Source organism: Kaistella sp. PBT33-4 (genome assembly GCF_029194425.1).
Classification (GTDB): Bacteria; Bacteroidota; Bacteroidia; order Flavobacteriales; family Weeksellaceae; genus Marnyiella.
On record NZ_JARFYL010000008.1, the window covers coordinates 1 to 21,889 of the forward strand.

Consider the following 21,889-nt stretch of genomic DNA (forward strand, 5'->3'; position numbering starts at 1 on the left):
CATCTTCTGTCGTTGTGCCTCTGAATTGCGAGTGCAAAAGTATAAACTATTTTTTAAATGACCAAATCTTTTTTAAGAAATTTTTAAGTCCGGATATTCACTGTATTGTTCAGCAAACCCCCTTCTTAACTAACCTCCTCTCTCAGATCTAACCCTTAAGTCTCTCCTGCGCTTCCCCCTTTCTCGTTACCTCGAATTGGGACTGCAAAAGTACAACTTAATTTTAACTACACAAGAAAAATATTAAATATTTTTTAACCCTGTATATTTATACTACTTCTGCTCCACTGTTAAGTGACTGCAAAGATATGGTAACAAAATCCCACTTTGCAAATAAATTAACAACATGAGACCGAATTGTGGATAAATATTTTCATTAAAAGCTTATATACAGACCTTTACAACATCGCAACAGTTTTCCACAAAGTGTAAATGGACTCATAACTTTAAAATTAACCTCTTAAAACCCCTTTAAATCCGCCCTCAGCAGATATAGATAACTATAAAAAATTCCGGCTGGAGCCGGAATCGCGTTATATCTAAAACTGTTTGGTTTTATTGAAGAGCAGCCGCCCGAGCAATACGCCCGCCGTGTCAGCGAGAAGATCATAAAGCTCCATAGACCTGCCCAGGTTCATCTGATCCTGCAGTATCTCTGTAAGCACTGCATAAATAAACATAATCATAAGGAAGTTACTGAACCTGGTTTTTGGAAAGGCTGCCATGAAGCTAAATCCCAGAACAATAAAGGTGGACAGATGAATGATTTTATCTATTCCCTGAAATACAAACCAGTAATCCACGTTCTGACTGCCCGGTCTTAAAAGCATATAAGTAAGAAATGCCCAATAAATGGGCAAAATCTTAACAAATATCTTTGAAACCTTATCCAAGTGTCGCCTGGTATTCCTCTGCTGTGATCAGAGAAGACTGATCCGCATCTCCGTCAATCTGAACTTTTATAATCCAGCCCTCACCATAAGGATCTGTATTAAGAAGTTCAGGCTGGTCTTCCAGGGCACTGTTGAACTCAGTTACCATACCGGAAACCGGCATATAAAGATCCGAAACCGTTTTAACTGCCTCTACACTGCCAAAAACATCACCGGAGCTCAATTCATCATCCACAGTATCAACATCAACGAAAACAATATCGCCTAGTTCGCCCTGTGCAAAATCTGTAATCCCAATGGTACAGGTATTACCTTCAATTCTAACCCATTCATGGTCTTTGGTGTACTTTAATTCAGCTGGTGTGTTCATCTTAAAAATTATTTCTCCAAAATTAATTAAAGATATTGAGAGCGGCAAGCAAAATCACAATAGCTGCAACGCAGGCAGGTGGACACCGCCCACCCGAACTCCTGCACACGCACCGATTAAAATCCGCCGGCGCCATCAAAAGTAAAGGTAGCCCGTATACCCGCACGTACCGTGGATAGCGGAAATGCGGTGGAAATCTTATACTTTGTCATCATCTGGTCGTAGAACAGCATCAGGTTAAGATTCTGCGAGGCATTATAGTCTGCTGTGATCTTAATGCTGAAGAGTCTCTGCCCGCCAGTGATCTGCGAATCATTCAAAAGAATATTGCTTATTCTGGTTCTGTTGTCCCTAAGCTGGAAATCGCCGCGGATATTAAGATCGGTATTCAGTTTTGATGCACCGCGACGGCGAACCGGTGGGCCACCCAAACGGAAATCTTTAATGATGTATCCAAAACCTACCACATAGTCTGTACCGGAATCTTCGGTCATGGTGTTATTCACCAATCCCAGCATAAACATACGGTCCCGGTTGTAATGCGCCCGTAACTGAATATTATTCCGCATGGTTAAATCTACCCCGATCAGTGGGGCAAACCTTTCCTCGTAACCAACCTGCGCAAATGTAAAAGGATTGACAAAGTTACCGTTCACGTCCCTTTGGGTTGGATCGTTAAAATAATCAATATTGGACTGGATACCCGTGGAAACCTGGGTCGCATTATAAGAATGAAGGATATCAAATTTAGCAAAATAGGAATTGATAAGGGGGAAATTGCGCAAACCGGAATACACCAGTCTCCAGTTAGGGAGCGGGAAACCGGATTTACGGGCATCACCCAACAAGCCGTCAGGGTTTCTTCCTTCTACAGCGGCCTGGAATGCCGGAATCAATACGTAGGCGTTTCCTAAACCATAACCGTCTTTAAATCCATCTGCAACAATTGGTGTGTTCATTTGCTGGGAAATGGCGCGTGCATTGGCGATCATGTTCCGGTAAATTTCATCTCCGGCCATAAAGGAAGTGTTAAACAATAATGCTGAATTACTGTAGGTGATAAAGTCATTCGCAAAAGCATAATCATGATATTGCCTTGTCAGATTTTGCGGGTCGTTAAATCCGGCCTGCGTAAAGTTACGCGTATAGTTATGTAATACGTTAAAATCTATACGCAGGTCACTAACCGGCATGAGCTGAAGATTGGCGGTGATATTCCGGTTACGCATCTGTATATATGGATCCGTCATATAACTGGATGTGCTGATCCAGCCGTTTTCCAAAGCGATCCTTCTGATGTCTGCCTGTGAACCCAAAAGGAAACCTGCTGTAGGTCCACCAAGTGTCTGGCCATAACCATACCAGTTTGGAGCAGAAAGCAGTCCTGGTAAAACAGTTCCGCTGTTCTCGTTGTAGCTGAAATCCAACTGTCTGATGGATGCCAGACCATATGCCAGACTTTGGCCTATATTAAGTTTGTTTTTGAATTTGTAATCCTTATACCTGAATCTCCTTTTCTCCCACTGGGCAGTATAGACGGTGTTTAGGGAATCAATTTCACGTCTTCTTTTCTGCATTGTAGTATTGATGTCGCGGAAGTATTTCAGTTTACTGAAGAGTTTAGGAAAATCCGCTGAGGCCGTGGCAACAACTGTATTGGTATTCTGGCCAATGGTGCCCAGACTCCCCTCGGGACTTGTTAGTAATGCAGTAGAGCGTGAGTTCCAGTTGTAGGTCATGCCATATCCAAGTTCGGCGTCAATGAAGTCAATGAAAGGCAAATATTCAAAAGGTAAACGGTAATTGGCCTGAATCCGGTGGTTGTAAAGAACAGGCCGGCCTGCGCGGAACATATTCTGAAAGATGGATTTATTATCCATTTGATTAACATCCAGATTATCATTCAGGGTACGCATCACTGAGTTCACTTCGAGTTTGAGAGATTTGGTAAAATTCCAACCCAGACCATACTGCCAGCCGAAATAGAAATTCCGGTTTTTCAGCACATCAAAATCGCTGCCCAGATTACCGTTCAGCAAAGCCTCAATATTCCTGAATTCAAGTTCATTGTAATTACGGTCAATGTCTGTACGGAATGACAGTCTAGTTGGAACAGGATTTATGTTGAATTCCTTCACCCATCTTAAATATTTGGCAGACTTAGCTGTATCACTGATCATCTTTTGGAACGGCCTCAGAACCCACGGTTTGAAATTGTAATTGTAGTCCAGATTTCCGCGCAGGTATTGTCTGTAATTATTCTTAGTATATATATCGCGGAAGTAATCGTCATTATAAACCATGGTAAGCGAGAGGTTCTCCACATCATACGGTCTTGGTTTCCGCTGTGGATTCATCCTTTCCTTACGCATATTCACGACACCTAAACTCCGCTGCTGAGTATAGGTGCGCGCAACATCCTTAAGCTGTTCCCTGTTTGCAGCTTTACTGAATTCCACATCATTGTCGAGCGGATTGTACTTCGGATCTTCAATGGTTTGGGAATAGGAATAATTAACCGGAATCTTGATACCCGTTTTTTCCGGAAGGAATTTATCCACGTTTACAGACGCATTAACATTGAATGCCGACTGGGTAGACTGTGTCCTTTCGGCGGGACGTGAATCTATATTACCAAAACCAATTGTAGAATAGGCAGCATTCGTATTCACCAGGGCAAAATCACCCAGGTTGAAATTCAAACTTGCATTTCCGGCATAGCCACCTTTATTCTCAATATCCGAAAGGCGGATTTCATTAACCCATAGGATAAGGTCTTTGCCTGTTCCCCTGATTTCATTACGCACACCGACCATAATAGTGGTAATTCCGCCCAAAGTCGGACGTCCTTTGATGAAGATTTTCTTATACTCATCTCCGTACTGCATGTACTGGTAACGGTCCATGATCTGTGCACCCGATTTGTCACGCAGGATCTTTGCATCCACAAAATTCTGCACCTCAAGATCCACTTCGTTTTCGGTGGGCCAAATATCCAGGGGTGAAACCGCTGTCTTAGGCGTGTACTTCAGCGATGCTTCATATTCATAGTAGTTGTCTGTAGCATCACTACCCATACGGATAAAGAACTTCGTGTTGGGATCCACTGTATTCTGGAAGGGATCTGCATCGTTCAGGTTCTGGGCATGAACAAAAAGTTTCAGCTTCTTGAACCTTCTAAGGTCCAGACTTGTATTTTTGAATACACCACGAGATTCATTGGAAAGACCTTTTACCTTCATATAAAGTGAGCCTTCGTTCTGACGCTGTGCACCTGCGTTACCGCTCAGCACCTGGCGGTCAATTCCCGGAGGCAATACGTAAGGTGGCTGGTTCAGTCCGTTTTCCTCCAGATTTACACTCCCAACTTCAAAGTTGGAATTGTTTACAAGTGTTGTTCCCTCATCGGTTCCGCCTCCGGTTAAAGTAGGGAAGATATTCTTGGTATACTTTCTCCAGTCCGAGCGGATCAGGTCAAACGTCCCCAACCTTATTGTGGAAGTCTCATCGAAACCGGTAAGCAGAAGTCTGGCAAAACGTACATTGTTGAGTACGGAAGGGTCATTATCACCGGCTGTACTCACATAGTCCGCTACAGGAATTCTCACGAGGTACCATTTTACATCGCTTGTAGTTCCGTTCTCAAAAGTAACGGGAACTGTTTTCTCGTCTACAATATGATTGGTCTGCCCGGCAGCAAGGCTGGCAGGATCCAGATTTACTTCGTATTGGTTGTAATACTCACTTTGGTCCAGGTTGAAATCACGGTTTACATCTTCCGCATCCGGTGTTTGGGAGGCTACTTCCAGTGAATTGCTTCTGGAATTCCCTTCAGGATTTCTGAAATACCGGTAACGTTCCCGAACGGACGATGCCAGGTTACCCGGAAACTGGTCATTAAGGTAGAAAACAAAATCGTCGGCAGCCGGATCCGGAAGGTTGGTCACAGGATTTATAAACGACGTCCCGAACATCAGTGATTCAGCACCGGCATCCAGGCCGTCCAGGCCTAAATCCTGCTGCGTTCTTTCAGTACCTTCTGTTGAAAAGGCATAAAGGATAGGCGGTTGCTTAGGCTGAACACCCAGATTTGAATTGGAAACGGTTGTGGGTGCAGATGGTGTAGGCAAACCATTTTCATACTGCATAAGGCCGTCTTTCAGTACATCTTCGGAAACGTTACCCAATTGCAGTAACATTTTGGGGTTTGCACCAAGATTATTGCCGTCGGCATAAGGGTCCATCATCCAGAATTCAACATATTCGATATTTGAGTTGATGAAATTGGAGACAGAAATGGGACGCATCAGTCCACCCCAGCGCTGCTGTGTGGTTTCGGGATTCGGATTGGCATTATAAGGTCCGCGTTCCTGTGGATAATAAGTGATGTCGAAAGTATTGGTGAAAACCTGCTCGCCGGCAACAAGATCTTTACTGTTAAAAAGTTCCTGTACACGCACGCGACGCGACGCATGGTTGGAAACTGCCTGGGCATCTATGCCGTTTGGAGCATCGCCACCCACTCCCCAGAATCTTGGATCTATATTGTACCACGTAACCAGACCTCTGCCGTACCCATTAAGCAACGTATTATTCTGTCCGGCGCCGGCAAAAACCGGATCCAGCTGATTCTTTTCAGGCTTTGAAGCCAGGGACCATGCTGAAGGTTCCTTTAAAGAAATTCTTGATGTGGTTTGTTCAAAATCGTCAATATAAGACTGGTTGTTTATGGCATTGTTCAGACCCGGAATAAGATAGGCCCCTTCCATTTTGAAGTTAAGGTTGGACGGAGCTTCAGTATTGACCAGAGGAATTTTATCGGCAAGTCGGGTGAGGAAAGGCAGCTGATTATTGTACATCAGATTAATGCCTGCCATTGTATTGTTCACGGCTTCCTGACCAAAATTGACCTTTTGGGTAAGTGGCGCTTCGGAATAATTCACTACCGTACCGCCCAGGATGAAGTTGTCGCTGAATCTTCTTTCCAAATTCAGTCCCAGGAAACGTTTGCGCTGGGTATTGAAAGTAAGCTGGTTCTCCAGTGAGATATTGATGGCCTGACCGCTTTGTTTAACCTGTTCGTTGATGATGGTTACCTGTCCGAGCATATAATCCACAGTATAGTCCGCCCCTTCTGTAAGCTGTACGCCATTGGCAGTAACTTTTACCGAACCCTGCGGCACATTTATAGCACCAAGTGAAATTCCCTGTCCCTGCGAACCCTTATATCTTCCTTCCATGGTATAACGCAGTGCCAGATTGCTTTGCGATGCTACCTGCTTTTGCTGTGTATACAGGTCGGTGAAAACATACTGAGGATCGTTGCTGCCCAGGACAGACGCAAGGTGGCTACCGAAAGGCTGCACCTTTGTAAAGATAACCCGCCCATCTTCCGGACGGATGGTGATATTGGGCACAAAATCGAAGATACCGTCGCCCAGCTGACCATTGCTGGACTGTAAATCGTTATTCAGGTTCAGCCGGTCCCAATTCATAAGTTTCAGCAGGTTGATGTCCTGAACCGGAGTATTGGGAAGATAGTTAACTTTTCCACCTGTCTGCGTGTCACGGTAGTAGATGTTCAGCATGAAATTGTCCGGGTCTACCTGCATACTTTCCAGCGAATACATGTTCTTCATCATCAGGTCCCACATTGGTGATGTTGTTTTCACATTGGTATTCGGCTTCAGCACTTTGGTAATCACCACGGGACTCTCCTCGGAGAATTCACCAACTTTATAAACCTGGTTGGAGCCGCTTACAGTATAGGAATAAGAGACAGCGAGAAGCTGATTGTCATTAAGTTTTTGATTTAACGAAACGTAACCCAACTGAGGATGGTAACGGAATTCGTTTTCGGACAGTCGGCGGGCTTTACGGTTAAAGATGAAATGCTCACCGTCCTGATAAGTTTCTGTGCCACCTGCGGCGTTTGGCAAGGCCTGACCGTTTATGGTATTGTAAGCAGTATTAACGTCTCTAAGACCCGGCCCAAGTCCGTTCACTGCCTGGTAAAGGTTGTTTTGTGAATTATCCGGCAGTCCGGAAATTCCATCTCCCAGGTCACGGATTCCCACGATACTTTTCTGATAGGACAGGTTGCCGTTGCCCTGATCCAATACCCAGGCTTCAATACGGTTGATGTTGATCCGGGAATTGATTTGCGGGTAATTCAGTAGGGCCTGATCATAGTCATTCAGGAAATAATGCCCCAGGAAATAGTGCTGGTTATCCTCATAATCAATCGCATTGATTTTAAATGTGCTCATTACACCACCGCCCTGTACAACGATATTACGTGCCTCGCCCTGCTGCTGGGAAAAGACCACGGTTCCGTAGGTCTTGCCGGCCTGGAATTCAGTTTTAATACCAAAAAGTGACTCTGACCCACGGATAAGACTGGTGGAAAGCGGCATATTCACATTACCGAACTCAACTCTTTTTATAAACTTATCTTCACCACCTGTAGTAGGATCATTCAATCCTTTGCTCTGCAGGTCTTTCCAGGTGCCTTTGGCCTGCCAAACAAGGTTCATCCTGTTCTCGAACGCAAAGCCGCTCTGGGTGTCATAGTTAGCCTTAAGCTGCAGGTTTTCACCTACTTTCCCCAGCAATCCCAGCTGTATACGCTGCTCAATGTCAAAAGCGAAACTGGTCCTGTTTTGAGGCAGAATCAGCGGATTATCAATTTTTTGGTAGAGGCCGCCCAAATCAAAAGAGGCGAAACCGGAAGGAATGATTTCAATCTTGTTTCCGCCAAAAATACTTTCGAAAATCTTATTCCGTACACTCAGCGTAGGCAGAATTCCCTGCCGGCGTGCTTCGTCCACATCCTTGCGGAACATGAGGCTGTAACGGTCGGACTTGTCACGGTAGTAGTCTCGGGAAGCCTGCATCATCATGAAATCCTGGTATTCCTTTGGCGTCATTACAAACGGCGGTCCGGTTACGATATCACCAATTTTGGGATACACATAGTACATCCCCGTCTTAATATCGTAAAAACCTTCGTAAACGGTAGGGTCCGGAAGTTCATATTCCGTCCGCACTGAGGCTTCATTTTCAGGAGTTTGCTGCGCGTAGGTTGAGAGGGAGAAACACAGAAAAAATACGGCGAGCAGTTTATAGAGCAAGAGGCTGTTTTTTACCAAAATATTAAATGTTTTTTAAAATTTGTTTTACCAAATCTTCTACGGAAAGGTCGGGATTTTGCTTAAGTATACGGTCTGCAATTTTTTCACTCATCTTCTTTGGTATACCCAAAACCTCTAATGCAGATAACGACTCGTCCTTTACTTTATTATCTACAAATGTAGAAATATTTTCACCTGAAACGTTGAATTTTAATACCTTATCACGCAGGTCTACAATAATCCTTTCGGCGGTTTTGGCACCGATCCCTTTCACTTTCTGAAGCAGCACACTGTTACCACTTTGAATACCGTTTGCAATCTCTTCCAGGCTGAGCGAAGAAAGCATAATAAGCGCCGAGGCCGGACCTACGCCGGTTACAGAAATGAGCAGGTTAAAAAGTTCTTTTTCTTCCTTGGTATAGAAGCCAAAAAGCAGCTGTGCATCCTCGCGGATGATCTGCTGAATAAACAGCAAGGTTTCGGCACCCTGGGTCATGCGGTGTGAAGTCTGAAGGCTGATACCGGTATAGTAACCAACGCCTCCAACATCCAGAACAGCGTAAGTGGGGGTAAGCTCCTGTACTAAACCTTTTAAGGAGTAAATCATGTTAAAAATTGAAGTATCCAAATATAGGAAAATGGCGACAAAGTAAAAATGCAGCCTGTTAAGCTGCATTGATTGATAATTTGCGATGTACAAGTATGCTGACAGTAATACTACATCAACATAATCAGGACGAATAATCCTCCGGCGGTAAGGACAGTCAGAACACTGCTCAAAAGTTGCCGTTTCGGTCTGGATGTTTCATTTCCATAACGGACAACTCCATAAAGTGCCCAGAACGCATATACCAAATTAACAGCTGCCAATAAGATTAATAATTCCGTGAATTTAAAAGTTTCAATTCTCCTTACAAGGCCCTGCGCAATATAGAGCAGCAAAGTCGTGAACTGCGATGCCGAAGAATGCTTCTTTAAAGTTTCTATTTCCATATCTCTGTTATACTGATACTGACATATATTGACAAAGATACTGATAAATATAAATACAGCAACAGACCTTCAACCCAATTATTTCGCCTCTCTGCGCTGCGCATCCAGCACGGCAATGGTGGCAAGGTTGACAATCTCGTCTACACTGGCGCGCATCTGAAGTACATGCACCGGCTGTTTCAAGCCCATCAGTATTGGACCTACCACCTGAGCCACTTTCATTCCGCGGATAATCTTATAAGCGATATTGGCACTTTCGAGATTAGGGAAAACGAAGGTATTGGCAGGTGTACTACCAAGTTTGGAGAAAGGATAGTCGGCCAAATGATCTGCGTTCATCGCAAAATCCGGCTGGATTTCTCCGTCAACAATCATCTTGGGATATTTTTCGTGCAGGATAGAGACCGCTTTGGATACTTTACGGGAGGTTTCTGAAATGGAGGCAAAATTTTCGTACGCCAGCATTGCGATCCGTGGTTCAATAGCAAAAGATTTCACGGTTTTCTCCGACATCCGGGCAATATTTACCAGATCTTCTGCGCTTGGATTGGCCTGAACCGATGTATCTGCAAAGAAAATCGGCTTCTTGCCAGACAGGATCATCATCATAGACGCGATCTTCTCTACCCCATTTTCTTTTTCAATCACCTTAAGAACAGGTCTAAGGACCGAAGTGTAGTTTTTGGAAAAACCGACGATTAGAGCATCGGTATCGTTATGTTTAAGCATAAGCGGACCGAAATAATCGCGCTGCCTTACATACCGCTTTGCTTTATATTCGTTCATTCCCTTCCGCTGGCGCAACTTCCAGAGGGTCTCACGGTATTTAATACGGTTTTCCTTCTGGTCATCGTCTATCGGATCCACGATGGGGACATCGAGGTTGATCCCGTAGGTTTCCATCTGTTCCTTGATGAATTTCTTGTCACCAAGCAAAATTGGATGCGCAATGCCTTCCTCGTAAAGAATTTGCGCAGCTTTCAGCACATTATATTCCTCTGCATTGCCCAATGTAACACGTTTCGGATTGGACCTGGCGCGGGTTTGCATCATCCGGATCAGCTTTTCGTCGCGGCCCATGCGGTCCAGCAGGCTGGTCTCGTAGTCCTCAAAACTTGCAATAGGCCTGCCGGCAACACCACTTTCCATCGCGGCCTTCGCAACTGCGATTGAAACTGTGGTAATGAGGCGGTTATCAAAAGGTTTAGGTATGAAATAAGATCTGCCGAAACTTAAATTACGTGAATTATAGGCCAGCATAACGGCTTCAGGCACAGGCTCTTTAGCCAGTTCAGCAATCGCCAGCACCGCTGCCAGCTTCATCGCTTCATTAATGGTGGATGCCTGAACATCCAGCGCTCCCCGGAAAATATAAGGGAAACCCAGTACATTGTTCACCTGGTTAGGATAATCGCTGCGTCCAGTGGCCATTATGACATCCGGGCGGGTTTGCATGGCAAGATCGTAGTCGATCTCGGGTGTTGGATTGGCCAAACCAAAAACTATAGGATTTACGGCCATTGTATTCAGCATCGCGGGGGTCATCACATCACCTTTGGAAAGTCCGATAAAGACATCGGCACCAACTAGAGCTTCTTCCAGTGTGCGCAAGTTTGTATTGGCGATAAAATCCAGCTTTTCCGGCGTTAGATTCTGTCTGTCCTGATGGATCACACCTTTGCTGTCGCACATCAGTATATTCTCCTTCCTCAGGCCCAGTTCCAGATAGAGTTTGGTACAGGCAATAGCTGCGGCACCGGCCCCGTTTACCACCAGCCTTACCTCATCTATCTTCTTCCCGGCAATTTCGAGGGCGTTGATCAGAGCTGCGGCGGAAATGATGGCCGTTCCATGCTGGTCGTCGTGCATCAGTGGGATGTCCAACTCATCTTTCAGGCGCTGTTCTATATAAAAAGCCTCCGGAGCTTTAATATCTTCCAGGTTGATACCGCCGAATGTGGGTGCGATGCCTTTCACGATATCGATAAATTTATCGGGATCCTTTTCATTGATCTCAATATCAAAGACATTGATATCTGCAAATATCTTGAACAGCAGGCCCTTACCTTCCATGACAGGTTTAGACGCTTCGGCACCAATATCTCCAAGACCCAGAACGGCGGTACCGTTTGATATTACGGCTACAAGATTGCCTTTTCCGGTATAATCGTATACTGCCTGAGGATTCTTCTCAATTTCCAGACATGGAACCGCTACTCCGGGCGAGTAAGCCAACGATAAATCACGTGCGGAAGAATGTGGTTTGGAAGGGATTACTTCTATTTTCCCTTTAGGTTCTGCTCTATGGTAATCCAGGGCTGCCTGGTTAAAGTTTTTTTCGTCTCTGTTTGTTTTGATTGACATTCTGAAGATTTTAACAATATATTAATGAAGTTCCGGCAGAAGGTATTTTTTATGATACGCTACCAGACTTTCTATGGGTTTCTGCACCACGGTCCCTACCCTAAGATTAAGTTCGGCGGCGGCGGCGCGCAGGATATCCTCATAATAAAAGGCTATTGAACCTATGAAGTTAATCTCCGAACTGTTTGCCTCTTCGTAAGGCAGGACCTGGTAATCCAGAAAATTTTTCATTTCGTCGAAAACCATATTCTGGAAATAGGGATGTGATTTGTTTTCCACGACGAATTTGTTGAAATCAGCCAGATACGCATTAGCGCGCGGGCTGTGATACATATGTTTAAGCGCATCCTCAATGGTGAGTTGATAGCGTTCCGAAAACTTGATATGAAGGTCATGCGGGAGTTTTTTCATGAAGAAGCGCCTAAGCAGGTGCTTGCCCATTGCGCTGCCGCTGCCCTCATCACCAATCAGGAAGCCAAGGGAAGGCAATTCCCGCCTTACCACATTTCCGTCAAAGTAACAGGAGTTGGAACCCGTACCCAAAATACAGATAATCGCGGGCTTGCCGTTGTAGGCAGCATAGGCAGCTGCAGTGAGATCTTCCTTAACCACAATTTCAGCATTACGGAATACTTTCCGAAGCTCCCGGTCAACCACGGCGGCATTTTCGGCCACGCCGCAACCGGAGCCATAGAAAAAAACCTTCTGCATACTGTCTTTAACAGTGAGAAGGTTTTGGTTTCTCTCAATTTCCGGAACAATTAGTTCGGGACTGATTATATTCGGATTAAAGCCTGTAGTTTCGGTTTTCAGGAACAAGTTTCCAAATTTATCCAAAACGACCCAGTCGCATTTGGTAGAACCGCCATCAACAATAGCTATCATATTTCATCTTTTAGGAAAACGAAGCGCTAAAATAGGAATAAATTTATGATGTAGCAGTATATTGGATACCGAAGCGCCTACTTCATCCCGCGCGTTCCACCAACCATGACTCAATTTCATCTTCCAGAAAAGTTGTCTGCAGTTTAAAAGAATTAATGAAATCATCGGGAATACTGACACCTTCTGTAGTTTCATGCTTCCAGAGTTCTTCAGAAAGAAGTTCGTACTCATCGAACACTCTTTTGAAACGTGGATTGGTCTTTTCCAGCACAGCAATTTTGTCCTGCTGGCCCCGGAATTTTCTGTATGGATTGGGATTTTTCATTTCAGTCAGTCTTACTAAATTAATTAATGATGAAAGGGAGAGCCAAAGGCAGGCTTGGCACATGCTTTCAACACATTGAAAGCAAGCTTGTTACAAAGTACGCTCCATTATGAAAAAATAAAGTTAGAAAGAAATGGAACGCAAAAAAATAGTTTAACACAATTTTAAAACATTTAACATTATATGTAAATTTGTACTTTTCCAATTATGATGAAGCAACTGCTGTTGAAACAAAAACAGGTATTATCGTTTATTTTTGCAGGAGGGGCAAGTGCAGTTGTAGAAATCGGAAGTTTTAAGGTTTTCAGTCTTTTTCTGCCTCAAGTCCTGGCCTGGGAAGAGAATATTTTTGGCATCCACTACCCGCTCAGTAACATCCTCTCCACTACCTGCGGCATTTTCTTCAATTACTTTCTGAGTATATGGTTCGTGTTCGAAAGGGGTAAACATTCCAGGAGACGGGAGTTTGCTTATTTTATGTTTGTGTCCTTTTTCTCAACACTTCTCAGTTTAACAGTCTTCCAGATATTCTACTATTTTGTGTTCCGCGATAATCTGAATCTGGGCTTCTACACCCTCAGTCCTATTATGATCAGTAAGATTTCGGCTATTGGACTGGTATCCATCATCAACTATACCCTAAAAAAAAGGGTGATCTTCAACGGATAAAATTCCTATTTTTGACCCTTTACGCGAAATTATGACCCATATCCTCAATTATATATGGCGCGCCTGGTTTATCCTGCTGGCCTTTGTTTTCATCATCTTATTCTGCATCCCGGTTCTTCTGCTTTCCATCCGCGAAAAGGATTTTAAATATGCCTATGTATTTATCTGGCTTTTCTGCGTCATTGTCTTTTTCGGGATGGGCTTCCGCTACAGCCTCATCAGAAAAACAAGCGAAAAACTGGACAGAAACCGAAACTATATCTTCATTGCCAACCATACCTCAACTATTGACATCATGCTGATGACCGTACTGCACAAGCATCATCCGGTCTGTTTCATTGGCAAGGCGGAACTTGCAAAAATTCCCATTTTCGGAATTCTGTACAAACGGATCGCCATCCTGGTAGACAGAAAAAGTCCGAAAAGCCGCGCTGATGTCTACCGTCGCGCTGCCGAGAAGATGAGCCACGGCCAAAACATCGTTATTTTCCCGGAAGGCGGTGTAGCCGAAGATCCAAATATTCTGCTGGACGAATTTAAGGACGGTGCATTTATATTATCCACCAAACATGATTTCCCCATCGCAGTGTACACATTTGCCGGTTTAAAGGAAATGTTTCCCTTTGACAACGGAAAAGGGCATCCCGGTAAAGTAACTGTATATCTGAACAAGATTATGGAGCCAACCAGCGTGAATGAAATGAAGCCGGCCTGTTTCCGCGAAATTAAAAGCACCCTGGAGCAGCATTATTCCAAACAATAAAAAATTATATTTGTTAAAAGAAACCTTAACTCTATGTCTGCAAAAAACCAACCTACCAATTATCCAGCACTGTACACCCTGATTCTGGTGTTCTTTTTCTGGGGATTCATCGCTGCCGGAAACAGCATTTTCATTCCCTTCTGCAAGAACTATTTCTCGCTGGACCAGTTTCAGTCGCAGCTTATTGATTTTGCCTTCTATACCGCCTACTTTCTGGGCGCCCTTGTACTTTTCATAGGCAGCACACTGAAGGGTTTTGACATCATTGGACGGTGGGGTTTCAAAAACAGTATCGTGTATGGCCTTCTGCTTTCGGCAGTGGGTGCTGCTATTATGATATTTGCGGTGAAGAGTAATGTCTATTACGGTATGCTCATTGGTCTTTTTGTAGTTGCACTGGGATTTTCCATTCAGCAAACCGCTGCAAATCCATTTGCCATCTTACTGGGAGACCCTAAAACAGGTGCCAGCCGCCAAAATCTGGCGGGTGGGATCAATTCCTTCGGTACATCCATCGGTCCCATCATCGTAGGTCTGGCGCTCTTCGGCACCACCGCCACTGTAGATGACGACCAGATCAAACACCTGGCCCTGGATAAGGTAATCCTACTGTATACGGCCGTGGGTGCGCTTTTCCTGATCGCAGCCGGGATTTTTTACTTCTCAAAGAAGTTGCCTGCAGGAATCATCAATGAACCGATGGAGAACGCCGGAAAAGCCAGAACGAACCTCATCATTATGACTTTACTGGTGATTATCTGCTTTATCCCAGTTTTCGCAAGTTATAACTCAGATTCAGCAAAGAGAATTGAAGTACTTAACACCGAGATCACAACCCTGAACAGCAGCATTGCTGCACAGCCAAGCGGAGATGACCGGGAAGCCACAGCGAACGCGATTGCTGTAAAAACTGCTGAGATGGAAGCGATCAAACATCCGCTGGAAAGAACCAGGATGATTTACCTGACAGGGGCGCTGCTGGCTGTGGTACTTTGCCTTGTTTTTGCCAATGTAAAGTCCAAAAAGCAACCCGAGGGCTGGGGCGCAATGAAATACCCACAACTTGTTTTGGGTATGCTTGGAATTCTGGCGTATGTGGGAGTTGAGGTGGCGATAGGAAGTAATTTGGGAGAACTGTTAAGTTTGCCGGAATTCGGCGGACATCAGTCTTCAGATCTGGCGCCCTACATTTCCATGTATTGGGGAAGTTTAATGATCGGCCGGTGGACCGGAGCTATAAGTGTATTCAACTTAACCAAGCAGCAGCAAATCGCTGCTACCATCGTAGTCCCGCTGATTGCCTTTCTGGTAATCATTGGCATCAATACCATTGCCGAAAAGGATATGTCGCACCTGTATTATTATGTCATCTGCGTATTTATACAAATAGTCCTTTTCCTGCTTACCAAAAATAAACCTGCACTAACTCTGATCATATTCGGTGCATTCGGTATAACAGCTATGCTTATCGGGTTGTTTACCACGGGTAATATAGCCATCTATGCGTTCCTGTCGGGCGGACTGGCCTGCAGCATCATGTGGCCCTCCATCTTTGCACTGGCCATTACAGGACTTGGCAAATACACAGCACAGGGTTCCGCATTTTTAGTAATGATGATCCTGGGTGGCGGTATCATTCCACCGCTGCAGGGTAAACTTTCCGACATCATCGGTATTCACAGCTCCTACATTATCCCGGTTTTATGCTTTGTCTATATTACCGTCTTCGCCTATCTGGCTAAGAAAGCACTGCACAAACAGGGTATAGATGTTGATGATCTGGAAACAGAACGTGCGCACTGACAGCAGAAAGACATATCATAAAAAAAGGTTCTGGGCAGGTATTTTACTTGCCCAGGCTGTTCTGTTTTACCTGCTTTCGAAGTCAGACAGGATGGTTTCACTGTTCGAGCGGTTTTTTGCCTGGCAAAAGGATGTCCATCAGCGGATTTTTGCAGGTGCAGGATTTTCAGTAGGCGATGCATTATATATTACCCTTGTAATAGCGTTTGGGCTGATCCTGTATGGTCTTGGCCGGAGAAGGCTGAGAAATCGTTCAGTGCTGTCCCTGCTTATACTGCTCAATCTACTTTACTTCACCTATCATATATGGTGGGGCATGCTTTACTTCCAGAAGCCCATCAGCGACCAATTACCGGAAGTGGAAATCACAGATGAAAAACTTAAGAAGTTAGCTTTACGGTATCTTGAACTTTCCCGCGAAAGCAAGCTTGAAGTAAAAGAAGACCGGAATGGTGTTTTTAAGATTTACGACCCCGTAAAAATTCAGCATACAATTGTTAAATTTCAAAATGAAGGCGTGCTATATAATATGGTGAATAATGGGGATTCAGTCTTATCCTTTAAGCCCAGTCTCTTCAGCCGCATAATAAGTTATACGGGAATTCAGGGATATTACAACCCCTTCACAGCCGAAGCTCAGTATAATCCGGAACTGCCTTCCACCTACCTTCCATTTACGCTGGCACACGAGCATGCCCATCAAACCGGATTTGCTCGCGAACAGGAGGCCAACTTCATAGCCTTCCTGACGGGAAAGCACTCCGGTGATCCCAACCTTAGATACAGTACTTATTATTATGTGCTGAAGTCTTTGCTGAATGCCCTGGTGGAATCCGATCCGGAATTTGTGAAAGAGGTCTTGCGGAATTATTCTCCCGGTATGAAACGCGACCGTATGGCAGAACTGATGTTCAGGAAAAAACATGAAGGCTGGCTGGAGGAATTCTTTGGGATGACCAATGACCTGTTTCTTAAATCGAACCGACAGGATGGTGCCGTAACCTATTCCTATTTTGTGAATTTGCTGGTACGTTATGAAGAAACGAACGCGCTTAAACGCTAAAAAAAGAACCGCTTCTTGCGAAGCGGTTCAAAAAACACAAATGATGAAAAAAAATTTATTGCCTCTTCGGAGTACAAGCCTCCTGAAAGCCCTGTAAAAGTATAACTATTTGTGTAATCCACCAACTTTTATTTAATTGATTTTTGCTTTTGTTTAACATCCCACTATCTATCAATCAATTACGGTAGCTGTATTTTTTGGGAAAATGCATTTTTGTTGTTTAAACATTACTTACAGTTCTAAAACACATAAAAAAGGATAAAAAAACCTAAATTTTTTTTGATTGAATGTAATTTCGAAAAAATTGCAAATTTTAGGACGAACAGTTCCTGGGTTCAGAAGAAGCCAAAGAACCACAACCGAATAAATACAGAGTGTAGAGTACCCTACTTATTATACGCCTCCTTAAACTGCTGAAGCAGTTCCTCCAGCCTGTGCCTGTGCATAAAGACTTTTTTTACCTCATCATAACGTGGTGAGCGGTATTGGATCTCATGAAAATCCATGCTGCCATTACCTACTTTTACAATGTTCAGGACTTCAATATTGAGTTTTTTAAGTTCGTTTTTGAATTCCTGGAATTCATCAAAAATACTTTTATCCATCTTCTGATCTTTCTATTTCTTCTATTTCGTGCTTCAGCTGGGATTTGTAAAGTGTCGCGTAATAACCATTCTGACGAAGCAAATCCATATGTTTTCCTTCTTCCACAATTCGTCCGCCATCCATCACGATAATTTTATCGGCCTTTTCTATTGTCGACAGACGGTGTGCAATAATGATGGAGGTCCGGTTTTGGGTAATTTTTTCTGTAGCCCGCTGTATCAACTTCTCACTTTCGTGGTCTATGGATGAGGTAGCTTCGTCCAGAATAAGGATTTTCGGATCGGACAAATAGGCCCGGACAAAAGACAGCAATTGCCGCTGACCTAATGAGATCGAAGAGCCACGTTCGCTAACTACATAATCATAACCACCAGGCAGGCTTTCAATGAAGTCGTGCACGCCTACTTCTTCAGCCACCTTGCGGATCTGCTCCATTGTTATGGTATCATCGCCAAAGGAAAGGTTTTCGAAAATACTGCCGTGGAAAAGGAAAACATCCTGAAGTACCACTCCCACATGACTCCTCAGGTTATAAAGTTCGTATTCTTTCAGTTCAATATCATCAAGCAGAATCTTACCGGAATTGATATCATAGAGCCGTGTGATCAGGCTGATAATTGTTGATTTACCAGCACCGGTGGCGCCTACAATGGCAACGGTATCGCCGGGATTTACTTTAAAGCTGATACCCTTCAGGACTTCCTGTTTATCGTCATAAGAAAAATGAACATTCTGAAATTCAATGCGTCCATCAAAATGATCTTTGGACACCTTACCCTCATTGGGCATCGCATCATCTTCATCCATAATTCCCAGAACCCTTTCGGCACCCACTATTCCGCGCTGGATATTGTTGAACCTGTCGGCGATCTGCCGAAGTGGGCGTATCAGCATGGAGATAAACTGTATAAAAGCGATTACCTTACCCGCTGTAATGGTTACATAACCACCATAGAAAAGGATAAAACCAATGAAAAGTGAAGAAATAAGTTCCACCACAGGGAAAAAGAGCGAGAATATAAATACCGTCCGGAGCAGCGCAGCTTTTAGAGTGATGTTGATTTCGTCAAATTTCTTAAACTCGGCTTCCTGACGGTTAAAGACCTGAACCAGCGTCATTCCGCTAAGTCTTTCCTGCACAAAGGAATTCTGGTTGGAGGTCCAGGTGCGCTCATCGCCAAAGGCTTTCTTCAGTCTTTTCTGAAAAAACCGGGTAATTACCACCATCAGAGGAAGAATGGCCAGCGAGATATAACTCAGATTAACATCAACCTGAAACATCATGAACAGTACAAATACAATCCGGAGTATATCTCCAAAAACCATCAGGAAACCGTCTGTGTACACGGTAGCAATAGTTTCCACATCGCCCACTGCACGGGTTACGAGCTGTCCAATAGGCGTCCTGTCGAAAAAGGCAGTACGAAAGTAAATCAGCTTTTCATAAAGCCGCTCCCGGATATCGCGAATGACATTCTGGGAAATGAAATTGGAGAAATAAACCAAAAAGAAATTGAGTAGGGATTCACCAAATACCAAAGCAATCAGGATGTAAATATGCTTCATCATCTGCTCCCGGTCGCCCAGGGCAATGATGTCAGTATCTACGATTTGCATAGTTAGGTATGGCCGGTAGGTAGAAATTACCGACAGGACTACCGAGATAATCAGTGTGATGATAAACCACGACCGAAACTTCATCCCGATCCGGAACAGTCGCTGTATGATTTGCCACGTGGTCTGCTTCTTCATTTTATGCCTCAGACTTACCAATTTCGTTAATTTCGGACATAGGTGCCGCCCTCTCTTTTCTAAACTTTTTCTCTAACAATAAATAGACACCGTACACAGCTCCTATGGATATAATCCAGCCCACAAAATCCACCAAAGTATAACTTGTAAAGGTATTTTCATAAACGGTGTCTGGATATGCAATAGCCATGTATAGTCCATACACAAAGCCAATGACGAACTGCGATCCTATATACACACCAATGCCCAGAAGACCATAGTGCCACTTTACTTTTTTGAATTTTCCCGCCAGTGAGGAATAAAAACGGTAGGCAGCGAAAATAATTAAGATTCCAAGCATTTATTAATTTTTGAAGTTATAACCCACCTCTACCAGGAAAAGTCCCTGTGGCGGTGCGGATGTTCCGGCCAAATTACGGCTTTTGCCATCTATAATCTTATGAAGTTCCTGTGGCGGAATTTTACCGGCACCAATCTCGACCATGGTACCCACGATAGCACGCACCATATTTCTTAAAAACCGGTCGGCCGAAACCGTGAATTTAAGTCCTGAACCATTCTGTTCCCAGAATGCCTTAAATATTTTGCAGTTATTGGTCTTATTGTCGGTATGCAGTTTCGCAAAACTTGTAAAATCTTCGTACTCGAAAAGAATTTTGCAGGCTTCATTCATTGGTTCAATATCAAGTCTGCGTCGCCACAATTGCCAGGCGGAATCCTGCGTGAAGGGATCTTTTTCTGAAGCAATATAGTATTCATAGGTTCGGTACGTAGCACTGAACCGGGCATGAAGGTCATCTGCTACGGGGAAAATCCTTTTTACTGAAATATCCGGTGCCAGAAAACTGTTGAGCCGGTAAGGCAGGTCGGCTGGAATTATACTTTCGGTATTAAAATGTGCAAACATCTGCTTTGCGTGCACTCCCGTATCCGTTCGGCCGGCACCTGTGGTTTTTACCGGTTCACGCAGCATGGTACTCAGTGCTTTTTCAAGTTCCTGCTGAACTGAAATTTCATTTGGCTGGATCTGATAACCGAAAAAGTTTTTACCGTTATAGGCGAACTCAATAAAATACCTCAAAATCTAAAATTACGATGCAAAAATATAGAAATCATTCTAAATCATATACGGCAAAAGTCATGGGTTAATTAGTTAAAGAACTCTTAAAATTGTCTATTTTTGCCCGGTATGAAAAGATGGTACCTCTACCCTTTTTCCCTGCTTTACCACCTTGGTACGGGAATCCGCAATACCTTATATAATATAGGCCTCAAAAAGTCGACACGCTTCCGCACTCCTATCATCAATGTAGGCAACCTGTCTGTAGGCGGCAGCGGGAAATCACCTATGGTAATGTATCTGGCCGATTTGCTTGCCAAAAACTACCGCACCGGAGTACTGTCACGCGGATATGGGCGGGTGACCAAAGGTTACGCCATCGTAAATTACGAAAGCAATTATAAAATGGTGGGTGATGAGGCCATGCAGCTTTTCGAACGTTTCAGGAACCGTTTTGTAATAGGTGTTTCGGAAGAGCGCGTTCCCGGCGCAAAGAAGATCATTGAGGACATGGACCTTGAAGTGCTGGTCCTGGACGATGCCTACCAGCACCGCGCCATCAAAGCAGGTTTCAATATTCTGATGACGGATTATAATGACCCTTATTTCAAAGATTATATCCTGCCGGCTGGCGACCTGCGCGAAAGCCGAAGTGGAGCATCCCGGGCGCAGATCATAATTGTTTCCAAATGCCCAGCTGAACTCACCGACGAAAAAAGGCAGTATTACATCTCCAGAATCCGCCCTCAGCATTATCAAAAGGTATTTTTTTCATCCATCTCGTATGATGAGCAGGTATTTTCACTGAATAAGTCGATTCCTGATAACAACCTGGCTTATTACGACATACTACTGATTACAGGTATTGCCAATCCGAAACCACTGACCGAACATTTGGCTAAATTTTCACAGCGGGTAACCCATCTTAAATTTAAAGACCATCATGATTTCTCTGAAGATGACATCAAGAAAATAATGTCTGAATATAAAAAACTGGGCGAGTATCGGCTGATCCTGACTACCGAAAAGGATTTTGTAAGGCTGAAGACTTTCGATCTGCTCAGGGATCTCGTATTTTACTGGCCTATCAATGTGGTTATAGACAAAAGGGAAGACTTTAACCAGGCTGTTCTGAATTATATCAGATCCAATTCATAGCTGCTGATGATCTGGAGCTTTAGACGGATACAGAACATTCACAATATTTTAA

17 protein-coding genes are annotated in these 21,889 nt (G+C 44.0%); 5 read left to right on the plus strand and 12 right to left on the minus strand.

The window, feature by feature from the left end; all coding sequences use genetic code 11:
* Positions 1-539: 539 nt before the first annotated feature.
* From P0M11_RS12915 to P0M11_RS12950, 8 genes are all read right to left on the minus strand, one after another.
* Positions 540-830 carry a VanZ family protein gene (locus P0M11_RS12915; protein WP_345774367.1) on the minus strand — a complete coding sequence of 97 codons (291 nt, stop codon included), beginning with the start codon at positions 828-830 and terminating at the stop codon, positions 540-542.
* Positions 831-885: 55 nt separating this feature from the next.
* Entirely contained in the window at positions 886-1,263 is a 378-nt protein-coding gene (gene gcvH, locus P0M11_RS12920) for a glycine cleavage system protein GcvH (RefSeq protein ID WP_275626031.1), read from the minus strand.
* Positions 1,264-1,379: 116 nt separating this feature from the next.
* Entirely contained in the window at positions 1,380-8,396 is a 7,017-nt protein-coding gene (sprA, locus tag P0M11_RS12925; RefSeq protein ID WP_275626032.1) for a cell surface protein SprA, read from the minus strand.
* Positions 8,397-8,418: 22 nt separating this feature from the next.
* On the minus strand, positions 8,419-9,003 hold the full coding sequence (gene ruvA, locus P0M11_RS12930) for a Holliday junction branch migration protein RuvA (protein ID WP_275626033.1): 585 nt from the start codon (positions 9,001-9,003) through the stop codon (positions 8,419-8,421).
* Between the two features lie 110 nt (positions 9,004-9,113).
* Positions 9,114-9,389: a hypothetical protein gene (locus P0M11_RS12935; RefSeq protein WP_275626034.1), complete on the minus strand. Its 276-nt coding sequence runs from the start codon at positions 9,387-9,389 to the stop codon at positions 9,114-9,116.
* A gap of 78 nt (positions 9,390-9,467) precedes the next feature.
* The gene (locus P0M11_RS12940) at positions 9,468-11,753 is read right to left on the minus strand and encodes an NADP-dependent malic enzyme (protein WP_275626035.1); all 2,286 of its coding nucleotides are present in this window, start codon (positions 11,751-11,753) and stop codon (positions 9,468-9,470) included.
* Positions 11,754-11,774: 21 nt separating this feature from the next.
* Positions 11,775-12,638, minus strand: coding sequence for a BadF/BadG/BcrA/BcrD ATPase family protein (locus P0M11_RS12945; protein ID WP_275626036.1), 864 nt, complete (start codon positions 12,636-12,638; stop codon positions 11,775-11,777).
* A gap of 82 nt (positions 12,639-12,720) precedes the next feature.
* A complete protein-coding gene (locus P0M11_RS12950; RefSeq protein ID WP_275626037.1) occupies positions 12,721-12,963 on the minus strand; it encodes a hypothetical protein in 243 nt (80 codons plus the stop codon).
* Positions 12,964-13,173: 210 nt separating this feature from the next.
* Here P0M11_RS12950 and P0M11_RS12955 point away from each other — a divergent pair, with 210 nt between their 5' ends.
* From P0M11_RS12955 to P0M11_RS12970, 4 genes are read left to right on the plus strand one after another with little or no spacing between them, the layout of a single operon-like run.
* A complete protein-coding gene (locus tag P0M11_RS12955; RefSeq protein WP_275626073.1) occupies positions 13,174-13,632 on the plus strand; it encodes a GtrA family protein in 459 nt (152 codons plus the stop codon).
* 31 nt (positions 13,633-13,663) lie between these two features.
* A complete protein-coding gene (locus P0M11_RS12960; RefSeq protein ID WP_275626038.1) occupies positions 13,664-14,395 on the plus strand; it encodes a lysophospholipid acyltransferase family protein in 732 nt (243 codons plus the stop codon).
* A gap of 33 nt (positions 14,396-14,428) precedes the next feature.
* Positions 14,429-16,198 (plus strand): MFS transporter, encoded by a 1,770-nt coding sequence (locus tag P0M11_RS12965; protein ID WP_275626039.1) that lies wholly within the window; start codon positions 14,429-14,431, stop codon positions 16,196-16,198.
* Positions 16,170-17,261 (plus strand): DUF3810 domain-containing protein, encoded by a 1,092-nt coding sequence (locus tag P0M11_RS12970; RefSeq protein ID WP_275626040.1) that lies wholly within the window; start codon positions 16,170-16,172, stop codon positions 17,259-17,261. The genes P0M11_RS12965 and P0M11_RS12970 overlap by 29 nt, the downstream gene beginning before the upstream one ends.
* Positions 17,262-17,647: 386 nt before the next feature.
* Here the strand turns inward: P0M11_RS12970 and P0M11_RS12975 are convergent, their stop codons facing one another.
* Genes P0M11_RS12975 through truA form a run of 4 tightly spaced genes read right to left on the minus strand, consistent with a single transcriptional unit; the run spans position 17,648 to position 20,703 of the window.
* Positions 17,648-17,866 carry a hypothetical protein gene (locus P0M11_RS12975; RefSeq protein ID WP_275626041.1) on the minus strand — a complete coding sequence of 73 codons (219 nt, stop codon included), beginning with the start codon at positions 17,864-17,866 and terminating at the stop codon, positions 17,648-17,650.
* Positions 17,859-19,619, minus strand: a complete 1,761-nt coding sequence (locus P0M11_RS12980; protein WP_275626042.1) for an ABC transporter ATP-binding protein — start codon at positions 19,617-19,619, stop codon at positions 17,859-17,861. Before P0M11_RS12980 ends, P0M11_RS12975 begins: the two co-directional genes overlap by 8 nt.
* Before the next feature lies 1 nt (position 19,620).
* The gene (locus tag P0M11_RS12985) at positions 19,621-19,959 is read right to left on the minus strand and encodes a hypothetical protein (protein WP_275626043.1); all 339 of its coding nucleotides are present in this window, start codon (positions 19,957-19,959) and stop codon (positions 19,621-19,623) included.
* A 3-nt stretch (positions 19,960-19,962) separates the two neighbouring features.
* Complete coding sequence (gene truA / locus P0M11_RS12990; protein ID WP_275626074.1) at positions 19,963-20,703, minus strand: tRNA pseudouridine(38-40) synthase TruA; 741 nt, start codon at positions 20,701-20,703, stop codon at positions 19,963-19,965.
* Between the two features lie 105 nt (positions 20,704-20,808).
* Here truA and lpxK point away from each other — a divergent pair, with 105 nt between their 5' ends.
* Positions 20,809-21,837, plus strand: a complete 1,029-nt coding sequence (gene lpxK, locus P0M11_RS12995; protein WP_275626044.1) for a tetraacyldisaccharide 4'-kinase — start codon at positions 20,809-20,811, stop codon at positions 21,835-21,837.
* Positions 21,838-21,889 lie beyond the last annotated feature (52 nt).

Coding starts and splice junctions, on each gene's coding strand:
- P0M11_RS12960 (WP_275626038.1), top strand. CDS start 13,664: ATGACCCATATCCTCAATTATATATGGCGCGCCTGGTTTATCCTGCTG.
- P0M11_RS12980 (WP_275626042.1), bottom strand. CDS start 19,619: ATGAAGAAGCAGACCACGTGGCAAATCATACAGCGACTGTTCCGGATC.
- P0M11_RS12945 (WP_275626036.1), bottom strand. CDS start 12,638: ATGATAGCTATTGTTGATGGCGGTTCTACCAAATGCGACTGGGTCGTT.
- P0M11_RS12970 (WP_275626040.1), top strand. CDS start 16,170: ATGATCTGGAAACAGAACGTGCGCACTGACAGCAGAAAGACATATCAT.
- P0M11_RS12955 (WP_275626073.1), top strand. CDS start 13,174: ATGAAGCAACTGCTGTTGAAACAAAAACAGGTATTATCGTTTATTTTT.
- P0M11_RS12935 (WP_275626034.1), bottom strand. CDS start 9,389: ATGGAAATAGAAACTTTAAAGAAGCATTCTTCGGCATCGCAGTTCACG.
- P0M11_RS12965 (WP_275626039.1), top strand. CDS start 14,429: ATGTCTGCAAAAAACCAACCTACCAATTATCCAGCACTGTACACCCTG.
- gcvH (WP_275626031.1), bottom strand. CDS start 1,263: ATGAACACACCAGCTGAATTAAAGTACACCAAAGACCATGAATGGGTT.
- P0M11_RS12975 (WP_275626041.1), bottom strand. CDS start 17,866: ATGGATAAAAGTATTTTTGATGAATTCCAGGAATTCAAAAACGAACTT.
- P0M11_RS12940 (WP_275626035.1), bottom strand. CDS start 11,753: ATGTCAATCAAAACAAACAGAGACGAAAAAAACTTTAACCAGGCAGCC.
- P0M11_RS12985 (WP_275626043.1), bottom strand. CDS start 19,959: ATGCTTGGAATCTTAATTATTTTCGCTGCCTACCGTTTTTATTCCTCA.
- ruvA (WP_275626033.1), bottom strand. CDS start 9,003: ATGATTTACTCCTTAAAAGGTTTAGTACAGGAGCTTACCCCCACTTAC.
- lpxK (WP_275626044.1), top strand. CDS start 20,809: ATGAAAAGATGGTACCTCTACCCTTTTTCCCTGCTTTACCACCTTGGT.
- P0M11_RS12915 (WP_345774367.1), bottom strand. CDS start 830: ATGCTTTTAAGACCGGGCAGTCAGAACGTGGATTACTGGTTTGTATTT.
- P0M11_RS12950 (WP_275626037.1), bottom strand. CDS start 12,963: ATGAAAAATCCCAATCCATACAGAAAATTCCGGGGCCAGCAGGACAAA.